Genomic DNA, 20,597 nt, shown 5'->3' with positions numbered 1-20,597 from the left:
TGAAAGGGATGTGGCACGTGAAACATAGGGACGGACCTTCAGCTTAGCGGAGGTCCGTCCCTATGTTAGGAAGGATTCTCAATCAACCCGACTAACTCCCTTACGATTGAACCTGATTTTGCATTTTCGGGATACACAGCATAAAATGGCCGGTAAATCACATAAGGATCAATTGGAACAAGCTTTCCTTGAAAGACTTCATCTTTGACTATTGAGGTTGATAGAAATGCAATCCCGAGCCCTCTTACTGCGAGCTGCTTGATTAAGTAATGACTGCTTGCTTCAAGGATTTCTGTGGGCACGATTCGTTCAGATCTCAGAAAATCGTCGGCATATTCCCTTGTTCCTGATCCGATTTCCCTGAGGATGAGGGGAGAAGTGTGCAGATTCATGCGGATGCTGGCGAAGAAACGCAGTTCGTCCCTGCTGATCACTTCCAATTGAAAGGGCTCCAGTCCACGCGTTCCCTCCACAAGGGCGAGATCAAGATCATGGTGATTCAGTGCCTCCACAATGGTTTCATGATTGTGTATCATCAGTTGAAGGCGGACGTGTGGATAAAGAACCTTTATTTTCTTGACAAAGTCGGGAAGAAGTACGTCACTGACGGTGTGAGTGGCTCCGATCCTTAATAGAATTTCCTCAGTCTTTTGTGTGACCTGTTCCATCTCCCTCAACAGCTCCAACATCTTCTTACCTTGTTCAAACACTTCAAGCCCTGCAGGTGTTAATTGAAAAGCCTGATTGGTAGAGGAACGGTAGATGAGTTCAACTCCTAATGAATGTTCCAATTTCTTGATGTGGACACTGACGGTCGGTTGGGACATATTCAGGAAATCGCTTGTTTTCGTAAAATGTTGAAGCTGAGCGAGAGTGACAAAAGTTCGAATCCAGTCCAATTGCATACAGTCCCTCCATTACAAAACGTAATCGTCTACATTATTATTATTCATTTCTATTATAGCTTAAGGAAATGTATAATGTTAGACGAAGGAAGTGACCAACAATATGGAATGGTTTTTATTTATCATAGGTGGTGCAGTCATCGGTATCCTATCAGGTTTCTTTGGTATTGGAGGCGGGATCGTCCTGACGCCAACCTTACTTGTCCTTGGCTATGAACCGAGCCAGGCGATCGTTCTTTCCTTAATGCTGACATTGGGATCGACTGTGACAGGGACGATGTCACACATTCGCTTAAAAAATGTAAATGTGAAATTAGCGGTTCTCCTCGGGGGATTCGGAGTGATAGGGTCAGTCATCACCGTGCCATTTGTAAAATGGCTAGATTCAATCAATGGAGCTTCTACGGTCATCTCCATTGTCTATATTGGGATATTAAGCTGGTTTTCTTATCAGTTTTTAAGCAAACGACAAAAGGATGCGAAGTCAAAGGGAGGATCTGCGGCTCCCTTGATCGGCCTGTTCACTGGTGTCATCTCGTCTCTTATGGGAGTCAGCGGTGGATTTGTCATGACACCGCTCCTCTCGAAATGGCTGAAGCTTGATCTTACCAAAGCAATCGGAACCAGCATATCGGCAGCTTCCATCATCGTGTTGTCGGGAATCGGCTCGTACCTGTATGCGGGGGAAGCACTCGATTTTCGTCATGGAATCATGCTTATTATCGGAGCCTTGATCGGAACCCCGATTGGCTCCATCCAGTTGAAGCGATTTTCAGGTGTGTCTGTTAAAAAGATGCTGGCTGTTTTGTATATGGTGGTCGCGGTCAGCGTGATTTTCAAGATGTTATCCTATTCCTCTTTCTCACTCGGACTGATCTTGGCATCCGTGCTCGTTTTCTTTGGAATGCTGATTTATTCACAGCAGCGAACTAAGAGAGCAGTGAATCAGTGATGTGATTGAAAGCTGAAAGTCGCTTGAGCAAGTGGTTGAAGCATGTTCGTAGGTTTGACGTTGAGATGCATATCGAAGTAGAGAGGTCGTTCGCATGGCGAGTGATCTCTCTATTTTTTTGTGCGGTTAATGATGTGTTTTGCAATTTATATAAATTTGCTGATTTTTTTCAGAAACGGCTGGATTAGCTTCTCTATACAAATGAATTGATAGAAAGACAGGGAACTTATTGCCACAAGGGGTATCAGTGTCGGCGAAAACCACTGAGTCAATCGCTTCATTTTCAAAAGTCCTGCAGGATTAAGTGAAAATGTTCTAGAAACTAGTCTAAATAGGGGAATGGAAGTCGAAAGGGGGAAAGTATCTGTATTCAGGGAACAGAAGTCTCTGGTTATTTTTCTGAAATTTCATTCTATTTGTCATTCTGTACAAATCGCAAGTTCTTTTGTAGACATTGTGTCTAATGATAAACAAGCCTTTTCAAAATAAACTTAAAATAAGCTAATAAAAAACGAAATAAAGGATGATTCTATGTCAATCAATCGAGAAAGATTAAAGCGTCATCTAGAGGAGTTAGCAGAAATCGGGAAAATCGGGGAGACAGGCGTTTGCCGGTTGGCCCATTCCAAGGAGGATCGCCAGGCGGTGGAAGTAGTGAAAGGCTGGATGGAAGAGGCGGGTTTAACGACAAAGATTGACGGCTTCGGGAATTTGATTGGAAGAATAGAAGGTGCCGACAAGGATAAGCCGATTCTTATGCTGGGCTCCCATATTGATTCTCAGCCATATGGAGGGAGATTCGATGGGACAGCCGGGGCACTGGGAGCGGTCGAAGTGGTTCACACAATGAAAGACAATGGAATCGTCCCGGACCGGACTATTGAAGTGATTTGTTTTTCCGATGAAGAGGGCTGCCGGTTTAACAAAGGAGTATTTGGAGTGCGGGCTATAGCCGGGATGCTGGAGGAAGGTGAACTGGACCGCAAAGACAAAGAGGGCGTTACAAGAAGAGAGGCGTTGAAGGAATTTGGGGTAGAGCCGGATGTAACTGCAAGTCCTGTATATCAAAAAGGTGATATCGCAGCGTTTCTGGAGTTACATATTGAACAGGGTCCGGTCCTTGAAGAAAAGGGGAAACCTGTCGGGATTGTATCAGGGATCTCCGGACCGATCTGGCTGACGGTCACACTCGAAGGATTCGCTGGTCATGCAGGTTCAGTGCCGATGACGATGAGGCAGGATGCACTTGTCGGAGCTTCGGAGATCATTCGGAAATTCGATGAACTGGTTAAAAAAGAAGGAACCGAAACAACGGTCGGAACGGTTGGCAGCATGCAAGTGTTCCCGAACTCAAGGAATATCATCGCCGAAAAGGTGGAGTTCACCATAGACCTTCGAGATATTGACGTTGAAGCACGCACGAAACTTGAGGAAAAACTTTATGGAATCATCGAAAAGGCTGCTTCCGATAACAACCTGAAATACGAGATCAAAGAAGATACCCGGAGCGAGCCGAGATATTGTGCAGACTGGATCAAGAATATCATGAGCGAGGAAGATGAAAAGCTTGGACTGAATACACCGACCTTAATGAGCGGCCCTTTCCATGATGCCTTGTTCATGTCCTATATCAGTGATTACGGGATGATCTTCGTCCGCTGTGAAAAAGGCATCAGTCACAATCCACTGGAGTTTGCGGAGATGGATGATATTGAAAAAGGGGTGGAGCTTCTTTATGCAACGGCATTGAGGATTTCTCAAGGAGATGGGGACAGGCACCTTGCCCCAAAAGGCGGCTCAGCTGTTCATGAAAAGTAAGAGAATTCCGGGACGAGGGCCCTGTCCCTCTGTCCCGTGTGGGAGGTGATCGTTTGAGAGCGACGATGCTCTTCATAAACGGAGAAGTGGTTACTGTGAATTCTGAATTTTCCGTAAAAGAAGCGGTTGCCATTCAGGATAATAAAATACTCGCAGTCGGCATGAATGAAGAAATTTTACGATATGCAGGTGAAGGAACAAAGATTGTGAACTTGGAGGGAAGAAGTCTCCTGCCAGGCTTTATTGACGCCCATGCTCACCTCGAACTTTACGGAACCAATAAGCTGGGGGTGAACGTGAAGGAGGCAGGGAGTATAGTAGAACTCCTCGGGAAGTTGAAGGAGAAAGCACAATTGACTCCAAAGGGGGAATGGGTACGGGGCTGGGGATATAACCAAAACACCCTTTTAGAGGGAAGGCATATAACTCGGTGGGATCTTGATGAGGTTTCCACCGAACTCCCGATCATTGTGGTTCGGACATGCGGGCACATATCCTGCGTGAATTCGAAAGCGCTGGAGCTTGCAGGTATTAATCCTGAAACAGAAGACCCGAATGGAGGGAAATACGGCAGGGAAAATGGCGAATTAACCGGACTGCTGGTAGAAGCCGCACATATGAACATGTTTCTTACAGCCAATTATTCTGAGGAGGAAGTGGAGCAGGGATTGGCCATCGCTTCCCAGGATTATTTGGAAAAAGGAATTACGAGTGTCCATGATGCCGGGGGATATGGGCCAGAACATATTCGATTCCTACAAAAAGCAGTAGGAGCAAAGAGAGTAAGGCAGAGGGTCTACGCACTATACGGCTCGCTGCATGATTCGGTACAAATGGTGGAGAAAGGTCTGGAAAGCGGAATCGGGACAGGCCTTGGGGATGAGTGGATGAAAATCGGGCCTGCCAAAGTGTTCATCGATGGAAGCAGCAGTGGGCCAACTGCTAAAACAAGGGAACCATACTCGAGCAATCCCGATGACTCAGGCATTTTATATTTGAACCAGGAAGAAATAAATGAGTGCCTCGGAAAAGCGCATGAATCGGGATGGCAAATCACCGCGCATGCCATCGGGGACAAAGCGGTTGAAATGATGATCGAAGCCACCCGGACAGCTCTTGAATGTCACCCCCGTGAAAATCATCGTCACCGCATTGAACATTCCGGCATGACCCCGCCGGACCTCATTCAACAGTTAAAAGAGTTGGAGATTGTTCCGATACCCAATCCAGCCTTCATCTATGAATTTGGTGACGGATACTTGAAAGATTATGGAGAAAGGGTCGACGTCATGTTCCCCTTAAGGAGTTTTTCAGAAGCACAGATTCCTTTTGTCATCGGCTCTGACAGTCCCATCACCATCGTGGATCCGCTCCACGGGATATACTCGGCTGTCACTCGCATGAGTAAATCCGGTGAAGTGGTAGGTGCCCGGCAACGAATCAGTATAGAGGAAGCAATTAAGGCCTATACATGGAACGGTGCATATGCGAGCTTTGAAGAGTCCATTAAAGGCAGCATTGAAGCCGGAAAGCTTGCCGATCTGGTGGTGTTGAATGAATCGATTTTACACTGTGAACCTGAAAGATTACGAGAGCTAAAAGTAGAGTTAACGATCCTTGATGGGAAAGTGGAATATGCAGCAAAAAAGGAGGGTGTCATATGAGTAAAAGCAAGTTTACGAAAATCTATTGCTTGTCTCTGATTTTACCGTTTCTTCTATTGATTTTCCCTTTGTTTTCAATTGGAAACAGGGCAACTCCGATCATCATGGGGATGCCGTTTTCGATATTCTGGGTGATTTTATGGATTATCATTACCTTTTTAATCGTTCTTATTCTCTATCGAATCGATCCAGACAAAGAGGAGGTCCATTAATGGCAGATTGGCAGATTGCAATGATCATGATGATCGGCTACCTTGTGATTGCACTTGTAGTTGGTGTGATGGCAGGAAGAGGTCATGATAAACATTCATTAGATGAGTTTACCGTAGCAGGTGGAGGTCTCGGCCTGGTTGTAATGTGGTTCCTGATGGGAGGGGCTGTGTTCAGTGCCTTTTCATTTCTCGGCGCTCCCGGGTGGGCGTATTCCAAAGGAGCCCCCGCACTTTATATTTTAACTTATACCGCTTTTGCGATTCTCCCATGGTACATCATCGGTCCGAAAATCGGAAAAATCGGTCGTAAATTCAATATTTACACGGTTTCCGGCTTTATGAAAAAACGTTACGGAGGCAAGACGCTGCCCATCTTAATCGGGGTCATTGCGTTACTCGCTTCCATTCAATACCTAGCCACGCAGATGAAAGGGATGGCCTACATCTTCAATATCATGACTGAAGGACGTATTCCTCTTTGGCTCGGAGCCCTGCTCGCGTATGGAATCGTAGTTGTCTATGTTGCAACTGGTGGGTTGCGGGCAGCGGCATGGTCTGACGTGTTCCAGGGGATCTTAATGATCGTCATCTCTTGGGTAGTCGGTCTTGCGATAGTGAATAAGCTCCACGATAGCGTGGGCGGGATGTTTACCAATCTCGTCCAGGACAACCCTGCCTTTTTTGAAATCGGGAATGAAGGGTCGGCCATGTCAGGGACAGCGTATACGACCACGATTCTCGTCTCTCTCATAGGGTTTTTAATGTGGCCACACCTTTTTTCAAAGTCATATGCATCCAATGCACGTACGATAAAGAAAACCGTATTGGTGTATCCGATCTTTGCCCTGTTCCTGATCCCGCTCTTATTTGTTGGCTTTTCTGCAGTGAATGTAGTCAATCCGGCTGACATAGGAGCACCGGATGAAATTCTTCCTTATCTGATCACCACCGTCCTTAGCCTTCCAGGCTGGGTTTACGGACTTGTAGGTGCAGGAGCGTTAGCGGCAGCCATGTCTACGGCAGATGCCATCACCCACAGTGCCTCACTGGAATTTACGGACGGGGTCATTAAGAATGTAAAAACGGACCTTTCTGATAAAACCACATTGCTTCTGATGAGAATCGGTGTGTTTGTGGTCGGGGGCCTTGCTTACTTTATCACCGTATTCGGTGGGCAGGGACTCATCGCCTTATTGCTCGGAGCCTATGGTTCCATCGTTCAATTCGCACCAGGCGTATACGGAGCACTCTATTCGAAAAGGGTGACGGGGCCGGCCGTCATCACGGGACTCGTCGTCGGTACGTTTGTCAACTACTATTACCAGCTAGTCGCAGAAACCACGCCATTTGAAATCCATGCTGGTATTCTTGGATTGATCTGCAACATCGTCATCGTGGTTACAGTCAGTGCTTTAACTCAGCAGAAGAACGTTAAGATTGCAGAAGAATATCGTCATATTGGTTAACGTAAAAACAGGGACGGACCTCAAATAGGTCCGTCCCTGTTTTCACTGTCCATACATAAATTTCCCCAGTTTTCACAAAATAAGCAGGCGGATTTTAACCGATAAAGGGGTTGTTTCAGCTTGATAGTAGTATGGGGACTCATTCTCTTTTTAGTAGTCGCTCTGTTGATCGTGCCAAAGAGATTAACCATTAGGGAAAATCTCATCATGTTTCCATTCGTTGGATATTTTGCTGCAGTGGCACATATTCTGGTAGGACTGAAGCTGGATTATGTGGATTTTGGACCAACCAAAAGTGTGGAAATTTCCGATTTTGCACTGGTTGCTCTTGCTCCCTCATTCATTGCACTTTTATTCTTGAATTTTATGAAACCGGATAAGCCCTTGTTTTATGTAATGATCTGGACCGTTTTCTCATTTTTATTAGAAGTATTACTAAGTTTTAACGGCTATATGGAACATTTAGAGTGGAAAATATGGTACTCAATCCCCGTTTATATAGTGGCATTCCTAACGCTGCATTGGTTTTTTCAACATGTAGTCCGAAATGGTTCTAAGAGTCCATAATGATAAAGTAAATTACTAATGAATAAAAGAGGATAGATTGGGATGCTTTTTCTGTATAGCATACATTCTTCTCTCTTTTTTTATGAAAACATGCAATCTTTCAAGGACCAACCGATCATTCTTTTGGGAAAATATAGGAATGAAAATGGTTCGTGTACACCATTTGTTTAACTTTTTCTTTCTTTTTGTGCAAGGACATAGTACATTACTCTTATAAGCATATGAATAAGTCATTTAGGGTATAGACCAATTGAGATAGTCTTATCCCCTTAGGATCATGGCTTATGAACTGATCACAATATCTTGTCTTATAGAAAGTAGGTCGAATATGCACGTATCGGAAAAATTTTATGAATTTATGATTGAACGTACATGGCAGCTGACAGAGAATTGGTATAAGTCACTTGATAAAAATGATCTGTCAGGTGTGTATGCGTCAACAGATCCTCAGGTCATCCAAACGTTGAAGCGTCAAAATCACGAATTCCATGAACGGTTTTGTATCCTTTTTAAGGATGTAGGACAGGATGCATTATGTAATTTCTCCGAATGGATCGAGGAAATTGCAAAAGATGAAGAGCACTTAAAAACCCCCACTCACTATATATTGAGAGAGTTTTTTAGAACCCAGGATCAATACTTGGAGATTTTACAGGAATTTAACCGCCAGCATGGAAGTGAGTTTCCACCGGAGAGAATCGAGTCATTCAGAGAGTTGATTATTAAAACCTTTGGTCTTGTCATTTCCAAGTTTGCCGAAGAAAACTACGAATATGCCCAGAGGCGTCTGAAGGCACAGCAGGAAATGATCAGGGAATTGAGTTCACCGGTCATTTTGATTGATAAGAAAACAGGGGTGCTGCCTCTTGTCGGTGATATCGATACAGGAAGGGCGAGGTATATTCTCGAGAATACTCTGGCCGAATGCGTCGATAAAAATGTTGAGCACTTATTCATTGATTTATCCGGTGTCATCATGGTGGATACGATGGTTGCCCATCAATTATTCCAGATCATCGAAAGCTTGAATTTGATTGGTGTGAAGAGTTCGATTTCAGGCATTCGTCCGGAAATCGCCCAAACAGCCATTCAACTTGGTATATCATTTGAAAATATTTCTGTCACTTCGACTCTTGAACGAGCATTGAGTCAGCAACGGTAGAAAGAAGGCATTCAACGAGCGGTTACACTGTAATCGCTCGTTTCTTTTTGTTGTATGGAAATGATTTGTTTGAAACCAATCTATATAGGGAATACCCCCCATTATAGAGTGAATTTGGTATAGAATGCCCTTGAGGAAATTCACGATAGAAGGAGGGGCAACATGCAATTCGTCAAAATGATCCGATTCGACCAAAATGGATTTACCTGCGGTCCACCTCAATCCGATTCTATCTTTAAAGGGAGAGAGCCGATTTTTATCAATCGGGAGATCAACAATCTTTTTCATACAGGTCAATCGATTTACACGTCCGAAATGATCCTGCCGGGATACACAGATAGGCAATGGTCCGGATGTTCTTGTTATTTGGAGGAGTTCACTCAGGTGGCTGCTGAAACTCGTCATATAGGCTTCCTTCCCAGGGAAAGCGTGATATGGGTGAGAAATAAGAGCCACCTCGGGGACGGGATTCCCTACTTCCATCGCTTCGTTCATCCATTGGTGGAAGAAGGGGCAGTTGATGATGAGCTGAACATTTGTACATGGGTGAAAATGACCGTAGAAGATGCTTTGGAACGAACGTATCTTTGGAAAAAAGAGTATGGCTCACTCCCTGACTGGATCACGGAATGCTTTTTAATGGAGGAGCAAGTGAAACGTCTGGTCTATCCTTCTACTAATGAAAAGACCATGGAATTTTGGTTGAGTAAAAATTAAACATATTGAAAGTCATGAATGTCCCGTCTTTTTGTTATAATACATAGTAATTGATCTTACAATAATGAGGTTGAAGTGTAACGCTTTTCGTTCACTTTCTATGTAAAAGGGGAATTCACTTGAAATTTGAAGAGATTAATCCAGAATTAGTGGCATTATGTCGGACGGCAGATCTATTTCTTATGGCAGAATCTGTGATCGGAGACCGATTAAGAGGATTGGATACCTTGTCGTTAAAGGGAATCGAGCGAAAAAAGGCCCTACCCCGAGACGTGGTCAACCTGTTGATCATCTATTTCTTCTCAGAGGTCAAAGGCACGGTCTATCACAGGAACGCACTTTCTAAGTTATATAATCATTGGGTCTCTAACGAAGTATTTACCTTCTCCAAGGCAAAAAAGATGATCGAGCTGGACATGAATGAGCAGCTTGGTGAAATTGACCGTTTATAGATAGTTGAAAGGTCTGGATCTATTGGGATTCAGGCCTTTTTTGATGATTACTATCTGGATGATGAACGAGCTCAAACTATATCCCTGCTGTTCCGTCATATGGGAATGGGTCTTCTAGTTTTTTTGCCCCAAATACATACCCTTAATATGGTAAAATAGAATTGCATGTTTTATTTTTCGAATATTTCGTTTTTGGAGGAGGGGAATACATATATGGTCACACCGCAAACAGCTCCCTTTTTGGTCAGCGGGATGAGGGAAAAGGACCTGGAATCGGTCATGGATTGGTTTGTGCAGCGTAAACAATCGTTCTATGCCCTTGGACGGATGTATGTAAGTAAGCAAGAGGATCTGGAAAAGTTATTTTATCGTTCGATCATCGTGGTACATAATGAATTACACCGTTTGAAAAAAGAAACTTCATTTGAATCCTGGGCTGTTTCTCACTTTATACATAATGGCCGGGATCTCTCTAACAATAAGAGTTTCCGGGATTCAGAGGATCAGAAAGCTGATCAAACGCTCTTTCATGCCTTATATCAATTAGAGAATCAGCAGAAAGAGGCGATTGCTTTAACGTATTTCAACGAATGCTCTTTTGCAGAAGTTGGACGCATTCTTGATATTTCAGTAGAGAAGGTTAAATCCTGGGTATTTTCAGGTATACGAAAGCTTAGGGAAGAGTTGGGTCACGGTTCTTTCGAGGGCTGCCGGGAATTTCATGGGGGTTATCTTGAGTACTTAGGTAGAACGATGAACAGGCCTGAAAAGGTTGAGTTTGAGATGCATATTTACCATTGTCAGGGCTGTCAGGAGGATTTGGCCTCTTTTCAGGAAGTGGTTCTGACCTTGGCAGGAATGACAGATGCCATAGAGGTCCCTGTTGGATTCATAGAGAGAGTCAAGGGCAAGGTGGAGGAAAGAGAAGCGCGCAGGCAAAGGAAGAAAAAGAAACGGAAATCGGTCTGGCTTGCCTTCGCAGGTATCTTCGCGATGGTCGTTTCAATCGGATTCGTGACAGGTGGATTCTCCAGTCTCTACTATGCATGGACGGAGGAGGATGAACAATTGCGTACCATCCTCCAGCATGACCTGGGGGAACGGCTGAATCTCGAGTCGGAAAGCAATGGGGTGAAGATCACCATCAAGAGTGTCGTCGCCGATGATGTACAGACTCTTGTCTTTTATGAAATAGAGGATACCGAGAAAGACAATCGATATATGATGAATGCTCATGAAGGCGTCCATATCGAGAATGAATATGACGTCATGAGGCGTGATGTGCAAAACATGTTCTACTCTCCTCTTGTCGATCAGGACGAAATACAAAATGAAGAGAAAAATGTGTATAAGGGCACCTTGAGTCTCCTGCCGGTTTCGATGGACAGCGGAACCATTAAATTGAATGTAGCAAGGCTCATGCAAATAGTTCAGGACCCACAAAAGGAAGGGGGTTACCGAGGGGAGATGACATTTGCTGAAGGGGACTGGAGCTTTGACATTCCGTTTACAAAGCAGTCATCCCGAGTGCATAAGCTTGATAAGGAAATCGACATTGACGGGATTCCGGTCCGCTTGGATAAGTTGACGATCGCTCCGACCACGACGCTCCTCCAGTACAGCTTTCAGAATCAAGGTGGGGACAGAAGGATTGATGTCATTACCTTTGATTCCCTGGGAACGGATAAGAAGAATGTAAAGGCAGACCTCTTTGGAGGAAATATGTACGTGGAATCCTTTGAGCAGGAGGGATGGAGTGCCTTTACATCAAGCTTTGACACCTTATATTTTGAAGATCCAAAAGAAGTTGACATACTGTTTGATTCCATTCATCTATCCGTAGACGATCGGAAAACGATCCCACTTGATAATGTCAAAAACTTGCCCCAGGCATTTGAGTATCAAGGGAATACCATTTCCATAGATGAAATCCAGGCCGGAAATCCTGCGAAGGTGGTTCTGACGCATGATGTATCGAAGGATCGTGCCTATGAAAGAGTGCACTACGGGTTCTCCAACGATTATTTGATGAATGAAAATACGTCAATTGGAGTAAGTGATGGCGATGGGGTATTGATGGACAAAAACGGCAAGATCCATGAAATCGATGTATATGAGTATGATAAATTGGATCAACCCCGCTACTTCGAGACGGAACAAACCATTGAATTTTATAACGATTCGTCCAGGGAAGATGTAAACTTGACCAAGCTTGAAATCGAAGGCTACAGCACAACGAAATATGTGGATGACCGGGTGAAGGTGAAGTTGGATTAGGAATATAGAAGAGGGACGGACCTCCTGCTCTAATAGCAGGAGGTCCGTCCCTCTTAAGTGAGAATAACTTCCCCCGCCAGAGAAACAATAGGTTTGTCGTGACAAGGGTGACAAAGTTAGTTTTCATCGTTGTTGAAACCGTCACCATCGGGAGCCTATGATGAATATAAGAGAAATTATTATTCAATCATGAAAGGATGAGAGAAGTGGCTCAATCAAATATGAAAGTCGCGGTACAAAAGTTTGGTAACTTCCTCAGTTCAATGGTTCTGCCGAATATTGGCGCATTTATCGCTTGGGGTTTAATTACAGCGTTGTTCATACCAACTGGGTTCTTTCCAAATGAAAGCCTTGCCAAACTGGTAGGGCCGATGGTTACGTACCTGTTACCGCTCTTAATCGGGTATACAGGAGGTAAGCTCGTACACGACCAGCGCGGTGGGGTCGTGGGTGCAATCGCGACAATGGGTGTCATTGTCGGTGCACCGGATACACCGATGTTTCTGGGTGCCATGGTCATGGGGCCATTGGGTGCGTACGTCATCAAGAAGTTTGACCAGATGATCGAAGGGAAAATCAGAGCTGGATTTGAAATGCTCGTCAATAACTTCTCCGCAGGTATTCTTGGCGGAATCCTTGCCATTCTGGCATTCCTTGGTGTAGGACCTGCGGTGGATGCATTCACGAATCTACTGGTTGCAGGTGTTGATTGGCTGGTAGCTGCAGGATTACTGCCATTGACAAGTATCTTGATCGAACCTGCAAAAATTCTATTCTTAAATAATGCCATCAACCACGGTGTACTATCACCGATCGGGTTGGAGCAAGTTCAACAGGGTGGTAAATCGATCCTGTTCCTATTAGAAGCAAATCCGGGACCGGGTCTTGGAATTCTGTTGGCGTTCATGTTCTTTGGAAAAGGAACAGCAAAGCAATCGGCATCTGGAGCAGGAATCATTCACTTTTTCGGTGGGATTCATGAGATTTACTTCCCGTACGTATTAATGAAACCGATGCTGTTCGTTTCTGTCATCCTTGGGGGGATGAGCGGAGTGTTCACCCTTGTTTTATTAGGTGGAGGATTGGTATCCCCGGCATCACCTGGCAGTATCCTTGCGATTACCGCGGTTACTCCTCCAGAAGGAATGGCGTATCTCGCAAACTTTGCAGCCGTCTTTGTGGCAGCAGCGGTTTCCTTCATCGTGTCTGCCATCGTCTTGAAATCAAGCAAGACCGCAGATGAAGACATCGAAGGCGCAACGAAGAAAATGCAGGAAATGAAAGGGAAGAAGAGTTCTGTAGCAGGCCAAGTGAGCCAAGGAACAATGCCTAAAGAAGTCAACAAGATTGTCTTTGCCTGTGATGCAGGCATGGGCTCAAGTGCCATGGGGGCTTCATTGCTTCGTAAGAAAGTGAAGGCGGCAAGTCTGGATGTCAGCGTGACGAACACGTCCATCAGTAACCTTCCATCAGACGCTCAAGTCGTCATCACACAGGAAGAACTGACACCTCGGGCGAAAAATAAGCTTCCGAACGCCTATCACATTTCCGTGGATAATTTCCTATCCAGTCCTGAGTACGACAAGCTGATTGCTAGTCTTCAGGACGGGATCACAGGTGAGCAGGCAGAGGTGGTGGAGGATGCAGAGGAAGAAGCTGTAAAAGCTGAACCGAATGCAGACCACGATGATGACCTTCTCCTTGAAGAAAACATCTTCATGAATCAGGAATTTGCCACAAAAGAAGAAGCGATCCGGTTCGCAGGTGAAGCCCTCGTCAAAGCAGGATACGTGGAAGAGAGCTATGTAGATGCTATGATTGACAGAGAAGGAATCACATCTACGTATATGGGTAATAATGTAGCCATTCCACACGGTACGGAAGATGCGAAGAAAGCCGTCATCAAGTCCGGATTTACGGTCGTTCAAGTTCCGAACGGCGTCGACTTCAACGGTGAGCAGGCAAAGATGATATTCGGTATCGCAGGTAAGGACGGCACACATCTGGAAATCCTATCAGGCATCGCGGTTGTCTGCTCCGAGCAGGAAAACGTCGACAAGATGGTTCAGGCCAAGTCAGCCAAAGAACTGAAAGACATCATTAACAGCAACTAGAAAAATTCATTCAGAAAGGCGGGGTCCCTGCCTTTCTGTTCTCATTTGTATCGATAAAAGCTAATTCAGGGAAAGAGGGGAAAGCATGTTTATTACATCAAGGGAAAAATCCATCATCGAATTGATCGTAAAAACATCGGGGAAACATACCGTGTACTCTCTTTCAGCATTTCTGAATGTGAGCGGGAGAACCGTTCAGCGCAACCTGAAATCCATCGAAAGCATATTAAAACAATATCATTTAGAGCTGAAGCGGACGGCCAATGAAGGTCTGTTCATCGACGGGAAGAATGAACACATCTATCGCTTGATCCAGAATCTAGCGGAAGTGAATCCGACCGATGAAACACCAGAAGAGCGAAAGCTGAATTTACTGATCATCCTTCTACATGAAGGGCCTTCCTTTAAAAAACAGGTACTTGCACAGCAGTTGGGGATCAGCGTCACGACCCTTACTTCGTATCTCGATGAGCTCGCCGATTGGCTGCAAAAATACGGCATCACCCTGACAAGGAAACGAGGGGTGGGGGTGGAGCTTTTCGCAGATGAAGCCGACAAACGTCATGCACTGGCAAGTTTCTTCCTTGTCTATTTTTATGAAGACATCATTGAGACCCTGTACGGGATGCAACAGGGAAATCACCTGGATGAGCCGGTGCTGGGGTATTTCCAACCAGGCTATTTACTCGCTGTCGACGGGGTGGTGAACCACCACTTGGCAGAGGGGCTGATCACCTTGACGGACAGTGATTATATCGGTCTCGTTGTGTATACTTGCCTGACGATCCAGCGAATAGAAAAGGGCTTCCATTTACAGGAATATGAGCAAGCGGAAGATCATGATTCTACTGAGTATCAGCTGATGGACACGATAGGCAGGGAACTGAAAGAAACACTTTCAGTTCCGATGACGGATCGGGATGTTCAATTTTTATCGGTTATTTTAAAAGGATCCAAAGTTCAGGATCCCGACGTCGTTTACTATGACAGCATCCTCCTCGGGCATCTTATCAAGAATGTCATCAAGGATGTATCGGCAGACCTCCATGTGGATCTGTCTGATGACTTTTCCCTTTTCCAGGGCCTGCTTGCCCATATGGGACCGTCCATCTTCCGCCTGCAGCAGGAGCTGGATCTTTTTAATCCATTGACGGATGAAATCAAGAAGAAGTATCCCGTGTTATTTTTAGCGGTGAAAAAGAGCCTTGAAACGGAATTCAAGGATATCGCTTTTCCCGATGATGAGGTGGCGTTCATCGTCCTGCATTTCGGATCGGCCATGCTGATGAATGAAGAGAAGGTCAGTATTCATGCCGTTGTTGTCTGTCCGACGGGGATCGGCACGTCCAAGATGCTCGCCAGCCGTATTCAGCGGGAGTTGACGATGATCAATAAGGTGGAAATCCTGTCGATCAAGGATTTTCAGACGGCGAACCTTGATGACTATGATATCGTCATTTCCACGGTCAGGCTTCCCTTTACGGAAGTGGAGTATATTTTGGTAAGCCCGTTATTGAGCGAAAAGGACATCGGCTTCATCCAAAGCTATCTGCAGAAAAACGTAGAAAAGCTGACCAGAAAGAAATACTTGAAGGCAGCGCCGCGATCAGGCGAGAAAACGGAAGTCAGGATGCTCCTTAAAGAAATTAAGGATGTCCATTCCAGCATGGAAGCCATACTCTCCAATTTCCGGGTGTACCGGAAGCAGTCGGCGGGAAGTCATCTCAGTATCCTGAATGAAATGGTGGAACAAGCGGAACGGGACGAACTTCTTCATCAGCCGCATGTAGTCGTGCATCAGCTGATGGAAAGGGAGAAAAAAGGAGGACTCGGGATCCCAAAAACGAATATGGGTCTCTTCCATTGCCGGGACCATAACGTGAAGAAGCTGATCTTCCAGGTAGCCCATCTGGATGAACCGTGCATGATCAAGGGAATGGACGGCGTGGAAATGGAGATGAAAAGTCTCCTCCTCATGCTTGCCCCTGAAGAGTTGAGCAGGCGGGAACAGGAAATCCTCAGCCTGATCAGTACAAGCTTAATCGAAGATCAGATAAGCATGATGATTTATTCGTCCACGAACGAAGCGATCATCCTGAAGAAATTAGAAGATATATTTCTGGACTACTTACAAACTAATTTGATAAAGGAATGATGACGTTGAAACAAACCGTACATTTTGGAGCAGGAAACATAGGCAGAGGGTTTATCGGAGCATTGTTTTCCCAATCAGGTTACCACGTGACCTTTGTGGACATCGCCGAGCAGGTGATCAACAAGCTGAATGAAGAAGGTCGCTACCAGGTGAAGCTTGCAACGGAAACGATGGAAACGGAAACGATCGAGAATGTGTCCGGACTCAATAACCTTCATCAAGAAGGGGAAGTGATCGACACGATCGGCCAGTCCACCTACCTGACGACGGCGATCGGGCCGAATATCCTTCCGAGAATCGCACCCCTGATTGCAAAAGGCATTGCTAAGCGTATGGCGTCTACAGATGAGCCGTTATATGTGATCGCGTGTGAAAATCAGATCGGTGCTACGGATATTTTGAAAAAACATATTTTAGAAAATCTTGATGAAGTAACGGTAGCAAAGCTTGAAGGCAAAGTCTATTTCTTCAATTCAGCCGTCGACCGCATTGTGCCGATGCAGGATCAAGGCTCATTGGATGTTCTCGTTGAACCATATTATGAGTGGGTTGTCGAAACTACGGAAACAATTCCACCGGTCGAAGGAATGACGATTGTAGACGACCTCGCACCATTCATCGAGCGTAAACTGTTCACGGTTAATACAGGGCATGCAGTCATTGCTTACCTTGGTTACCTGAAAGGAAAATCAACGATTGATCAAACATTGGCCGATGATGCCATTGCCGATCAGGTCAAGGAGACATTGAAAGAAACCGGTGCTTATCTAGTAAAACAATACGGACTTGATGAAAGCGAGCATCTTGCTTATATTGAAAAGAACATAGAGCGCTTCAAAAATGCCTATCTGAATGATGATGTGACCCGTGTGGGACGCGCACCGATCCGCAAGCTTGGTCCTGATGACCGTTTGATCCGTCCTACAACAGAAGCTCAAAAAGCGGGGCTCCCTTATTCTTATCTAGCCAAGGCGATTGCCGCAGCGCTATTGTTTGACAATCCCGAGGATGAACAAGCGATGGAAATTCAAGATATGATCAAAGAGCACGGTCCGGCTCATGTGTTGAAAGAAGTGAGCGGACTGGATGAAGATAGTGAGATTACGAAGGAAGTATTGGTGCAGTATGAAGGGTTGAAGAAATAAAATGTATGGGGCTGTCGAAATCGATTCGGCAGTCTTTTTTCTGAGTTTGACGCATAAATGCGCATATAATCGATCCGTGTCTTTTCTGTGACGCCCCCGCAACCACGCCAATCCTTCAATCAACCTCACTCCCATCATCTCCCTTATTTTTTATCAAAAAAAAGATAGATTTCCCCTCATACCGGGTGTAAAATATATGAAAATACACATGCAGGAGGAAACAGCCAAATACAATCTACAGTTATGCCTATTGTTGCGATCGTTTTTCCAGATTGGAAGAATATAAGAATGCTTCCACTAACATAAAAATTCAGAATGTTAAAAATACGATAAGAGGTTGATGAAAGTTGACAATGGATACTAATGAAATAGCTGTAAAGGAACAAACGATTTTTCACCATACAGGAAATAAGATCAAGACAGAAGACCGGGATATTCAGATTATCGCGAAAATGGAGGAGCCACTGATCGTCGTTCTTGGCAATGTGTTGAGTCATGAAGAATGTGATGAACTCATCCAGCTTTCAAAGGATCGTGTGCAGCGTTCGAAGATAGGGAATACCCGTACTGTCGATGAACTTAGAACGAGCAGCAGCGTATTCCTTCAAGAAGGCGAACATGACGTTGTGACTAGAGTGGAAAAGAGAGTCTCTCAAATTATGAATATACCTGTGGAGCACGGGGAAGGTCTTCAAATCCTTAACTATAAACCGGGTCAGGAATACAAGGCACACTTCGATTTCTTCTCGGCGTCATCGCGGCCGGTGAAGAATCCGAGAATCAGCACCCTTGTCATGTACTTGAATGACGTAGAGGAAGGCGGAGAAACGTACTTTCCGAAATTGAATTTCTCTGTTTCTCCGCAAAAGGGGATGGCGGTCTACTTCGAATATTTCTATGATAATCAGGAGCTGAACGACTTGACCCTTCATGGCGGGGCACCCGTTGTCATCGGAGACAAATGGGCTGCGACTCAGTGGATGAGAAGAAAGATATTTAAATAAAGGAAAAGAGGAGCATCCCCGATGCCCCTCTTTTTTTAGCTTGCTGATTTAATGGGTTTGATGATTCGGGAGTTCATTTTTTTCACGTTCAGCGTGTGGGTGATCATGCCCGTGATGATCAGAAGGATGCCGATCAGGGCGGATCCTGATGGGAATGGAACGGACAGGATCGCCGCTTCTCCCATGATGACAAACAGGATCTGAGTGGATTGGGTCGCTTCCACCGCCGCAAGCTTGCCAGGATGATGGCGGGACTGATTTGTCGCAATGAAGAAAAGGGATGTCGCAATCACTCCTGAGCAGATGGCGACAATAAAAGATTGTGTCATTTGCGACGTGCTGGGTGCCCCCACCTTGAAATACGCATAGCACGAAAGGATGACCCAGAAGGGAGTGCTTGCAATCGTCATCCCCAGTACACGTTGGAAGGTATCAAGCTTTCCGCCGCACACCTCCATCATCTTCCGGTTCCCAAGTGGATAAGCAAAGGCTGCGATGATTACAGGTAAGACACCTACCACCATTTCTGAAGGTGACAATCCACCGGCATTTTCCTGCTGGATGAAAAGGACTCCCACTAAAATGATAGAGGAGATTGCCAGTGCTCTTTTTTGAATGGATTGCCTGCGCTTCACCGGTCCCGAAGTATAAAACAGGGGAGCAAGCAAGATGCCCGCGACGATGGTAAACTGCCACGTGCCCGCCACGAGCCAGCCCGGTCCGTACGCAGCCGCATAGGTGATAGGGCCATAAAAGAGCACAAACCCGACAAAACTCCATGTCAGCCACTCAAATGGTCGCTTCCTTATTTCAATCCATACTTGATTTACATTCTTCCTTAAACCTACAATAAGGAATAGGAAAGGGAGCATGAACAGGAATCGCAAGGATGAACTCCACATCCAGCTTCCACCCGCTAGCTCCATTGAACGGTTCAGAATAAAGGTGACGGCAAAGAACATAGATGAAATGACACCGAGAGCAAGCTCTTTGATGATGAACACTCCTTTCTGATTCATATACTATAGTTTATTTTATATATATTATAATATACTTACATATGTTGTCTATAGAAAGAGGTAGGAATATGAACAATGACGGTTTGACTTGGCAGGATCCGGAAAAATTGGCACAACACGTCGGGATGACACTGAGACGTATACGACATGAGCGCGGGCTCAATCTGCAGGAGCTCGCCGCATTGACCGATGTCAGTACATTGACTTTGGGCAAGATTGAAAGGGGAGAGGCGAATCCGTCTTTGACGATCATCTGGAAAATAGCGAATGGTTTAGCTATCCCGATATCCGCTCTCCTCGTGGAAAAACAGGAAGTCCAGATTTCCCGGAGAAATGAAGGGAGCAAAGTGATCAGTGCCAATGAGTCCTTGACCTTGGAACCGATGTTTACTTCCTCTGGCTATGGCTCATTGGAAACCCACAGGGCCTTCCTGAAACCTGACAGTGAGTACAGTGCCGATGCCCACCAGCCCGGGGTGATTGAATTTGTCACCGTCATGGAAGGAAGAGTGCGGGTGAAGGTGCAGGATGACGAATTCGAGCTAGGTCAGTATGACTCGATCAAGTTCCATGGTGATAAAGGTCACAGCTACATCAATATGGAATCAACGGAAGCAGTCCTGCATTTTGTGATGATATACACGGGACGGACAGATTGAAGCTTATCGATGAGGATAAGCTTCTTTTTTTTGTAAATAGCCTAACGATGGATGTTGAAAATGGTTAATTCGTTCTTTTTTGGCTTTGGTACCTTTTTTTATTCAGACTTCTTGCATGTTGACTACATCCGATTTACTTAATTGCGTCGAAATCGGACATGATTGCGTCATTTTTCGAGGTGATTGCGTCATTATTAAGTATAATTGCTTCGATTCGAAGATTATTGCGTCGATCTCCAAAGGTTATGCGAATTTTTGAAATAAATGGAAAAACACTCTACAATGCACACCTCCCTCTTTTCACAAACT

17 protein-coding genes are annotated in these 20,597 nt (G+C 45.1%); 15 read left to right on the top strand and 2 right to left on the bottom strand.

Annotated elements, in window-relative coordinates; genetic code table 11:
- Positions 1–65: 65 nt before the first annotated feature.
- Complete coding sequence (locus ACXAF2_RS14600) at positions 66–905, bottom strand: LysR family transcriptional regulator (protein WP_475139691.1); 840 nt, start codon at positions 903–905, stop codon at positions 66–68.
- A gap of 103 nt (positions 906–1,008) precedes the next feature.
- Between ACXAF2_RS14600 and ACXAF2_RS14595 the strand changes: the two genes are divergently transcribed.
- The 14 genes from ACXAF2_RS14595 to ACXAF2_RS14530 all read left to right on the top strand — a co-directional run bounded on the left by ACXAF2_RS14595 (position 1,009) and on the right by ACXAF2_RS14530 (position 18,610).
- Positions 1,009–1,857: a sulfite exporter TauE/SafE family protein gene (locus ACXAF2_RS14595; protein WP_475139689.1), complete on the top strand. Its 849-nt coding sequence runs from the start codon at positions 1,009–1,011 to the stop codon at positions 1,855–1,857.
- Positions 1,858–2,388: 531 nt separating this feature from the next.
- A complete protein-coding gene (locus ACXAF2_RS14590; protein ID WP_475139687.1) occupies positions 2,389–3,675 on the top strand; it encodes a M20 family metallo-hydrolase in 1,287 nt (428 codons plus the stop codon).
- Between the two features lie 53 nt (positions 3,676–3,728).
- Positions 3,729–5,339 (top strand): amidohydrolase, encoded by a 1,611-nt coding sequence (locus tag ACXAF2_RS14585; RefSeq protein WP_475139686.1) that lies wholly within the window; start codon positions 3,729–3,731, stop codon positions 5,337–5,339.
- Complete coding sequence (locus ACXAF2_RS14580) at positions 5,336–5,551, top strand: DUF3311 domain-containing protein (RefSeq protein ID WP_475139685.1); 216 nt, start codon at positions 5,336–5,338, stop codon at positions 5,549–5,551. The genes ACXAF2_RS14585 and ACXAF2_RS14580 overlap by 4 nt, the downstream gene beginning before the upstream one ends.
- Positions 5,551–7,017 carry a sodium:solute symporter family protein gene (locus ACXAF2_RS14575; protein WP_475139683.1) on the top strand — a complete coding sequence of 489 codons (1,467 nt, stop codon included), beginning with the start codon at positions 5,551–5,553 and terminating at the stop codon, positions 7,015–7,017. Before ACXAF2_RS14580 ends, ACXAF2_RS14575 begins: the two co-directional genes overlap by 1 nt.
- 120 nt (positions 7,018–7,137) lie before the next feature.
- On the top strand, positions 7,138–7,584 hold the full coding sequence (locus ACXAF2_RS14570; RefSeq protein WP_475139682.1) for a hypothetical protein: 447 nt from the start codon (positions 7,138–7,140) through the stop codon (positions 7,582–7,584).
- A 328-nt stretch (positions 7,585–7,912) separates the two neighbouring features.
- The gene (locus tag ACXAF2_RS14565) at positions 7,913–8,746 is read left to right on the top strand and encodes an STAS domain-containing protein (protein ID WP_475139681.1); all 834 of its coding nucleotides are present in this window, start codon (positions 7,913–7,915) and stop codon (positions 8,744–8,746) included.
- A gap of 162 nt (positions 8,747–8,908) precedes the next feature.
- Positions 8,909–9,463, top strand: coding sequence for a hypothetical protein (locus ACXAF2_RS14560; protein WP_475139680.1), 555 nt, complete (start codon positions 8,909–8,911; stop codon positions 9,461–9,463).
- Between the two features lie 119 nt (positions 9,464–9,582).
- Positions 9,583–9,915 carry a hypothetical protein gene (locus ACXAF2_RS14555; RefSeq protein ID WP_475139678.1) on the top strand — a complete coding sequence of 111 codons (333 nt, stop codon included), beginning with the start codon at positions 9,583–9,585 and terminating at the stop codon, positions 9,913–9,915.
- Between the two features lie 213 nt (positions 9,916–10,128).
- A complete protein-coding gene (locus ACXAF2_RS14550; protein ID WP_475139676.1) occupies positions 10,129–12,192 on the top strand; it encodes a DUF4179 domain-containing protein in 2,064 nt (687 codons plus the stop codon).
- A gap of 206 nt (positions 12,193–12,398) precedes the next feature.
- Complete coding sequence (locus ACXAF2_RS14545) at positions 12,399–14,306, top strand: PTS mannitol transporter subunit IICBA (RefSeq protein WP_475139675.1); 1,908 nt, start codon at positions 12,399–12,401, stop codon at positions 14,304–14,306.
- An 85-nt stretch (positions 14,307–14,391) separates the two neighbouring features.
- On the top strand, positions 14,392–16,461 hold the full coding sequence (locus ACXAF2_RS14540; protein WP_475139673.1) for a BglG family transcription antiterminator: 2,070 nt from the start codon (positions 14,392–14,394) through the stop codon (positions 16,459–16,461).
- Positions 16,462–16,466: 5 nt separating this feature from the next.
- Positions 16,467–17,606 carry a mannitol-1-phosphate 5-dehydrogenase gene (locus tag ACXAF2_RS14535; RefSeq protein ID WP_475139671.1) on the top strand — a complete coding sequence of 380 codons (1,140 nt, stop codon included), beginning with the start codon at positions 16,467–16,469 and terminating at the stop codon, positions 17,604–17,606.
- A gap of 353 nt (positions 17,607–17,959) precedes the next feature.
- Complete coding sequence (locus ACXAF2_RS14530; RefSeq protein ID WP_475140409.1) at positions 17,960–18,610, top strand: 2OG-Fe(II) oxygenase; 651 nt, start codon at positions 17,960–17,962, stop codon at positions 18,608–18,610.
- 35 nt (positions 18,611–18,645) lie between these two features.
- Here ACXAF2_RS14530 and ACXAF2_RS14525 read toward each other — a convergent pair whose 3' ends face one another.
- Complete coding sequence (locus tag ACXAF2_RS14525; protein WP_475140408.1) at positions 18,646–19,605, bottom strand: DMT family transporter; 960 nt, start codon at positions 19,603–19,605, stop codon at positions 18,646–18,648.
- 92 nt (positions 19,606–19,697) lie between these two features.
- On the opposite strand from ACXAF2_RS14525, the gene ACXAF2_RS14520 reads away from it, so the two are divergent.
- Positions 19,698–20,288, top strand: a complete 591-nt coding sequence (locus ACXAF2_RS14520; RefSeq protein WP_475139670.1) for a helix-turn-helix domain-containing protein — start codon at positions 19,698–19,700, stop codon at positions 20,286–20,288.
- Positions 20,289–20,597: the final 309 nt, after the last annotated feature.

Source organism: Rossellomorea sp. ABR4_004, assembly GCF_056159585.1.
This window is presented reverse-complemented; position numbering and strand designations above follow the sequence as displayed.

Bases quoted from the DNA above. Each gene is read 5' to 3' on its own strand.
- ACXAF2_RS14600 (WP_475139691.1), bottom strand. From the start codon at position 905: ATGCAATTGGACTGGATTCGAACTTTTGTCACTCTCGCTCAGCTTCAA.
- ACXAF2_RS14595 (WP_475139689.1), top strand. From the start codon at position 1,009: ATGGAATGGTTTTTATTTATCATAGGTGGTGCAGTCATCGGTATCCTA.
- ACXAF2_RS14590 (WP_475139687.1), top strand. From the start codon at position 2,389: ATGTCAATCAATCGAGAAAGATTAAAGCGTCATCTAGAGGAGTTAGCA.
- ACXAF2_RS14580 (WP_475139685.1), top strand. From the start codon at position 5,336: ATGAGTAAAAGCAAGTTTACGAAAATCTATTGCTTGTCTCTGATTTTA.
- ACXAF2_RS14575 (WP_475139683.1), top strand. From the start codon at position 5,551: ATGGCAGATTGGCAGATTGCAATGATCATGATGATCGGCTACCTTGTG.
- ACXAF2_RS14565 (WP_475139681.1), top strand. From the start codon at position 7,913: ATGCACGTATCGGAAAAATTTTATGAATTTATGATTGAACGTACATGG.
- ACXAF2_RS14560 (WP_475139680.1), top strand. From the start codon at position 8,909: ATGCAATTCGTCAAAATGATCCGATTCGACCAAAATGGATTTACCTGC.
- ACXAF2_RS14550 (WP_475139676.1), top strand. From the start codon at position 10,129: ATGGTCACACCGCAAACAGCTCCCTTTTTGGTCAGCGGGATGAGGGAA.
- ACXAF2_RS14540 (WP_475139673.1), top strand. From the start codon at position 14,392: ATGTTTATTACATCAAGGGAAAAATCCATCATCGAATTGATCGTAAAA.
- ACXAF2_RS14530 (WP_475140409.1), top strand. From the start codon at position 17,960: ATGGATACTAATGAAATAGCTGTAAAGGAACAAACGATTTTTCACCAT.
- ACXAF2_RS14520 (WP_475139670.1), top strand. From the start codon at position 19,698: ATGAACAATGACGGTTTGACTTGGCAGGATCCGGAAAAATTGGCACAA.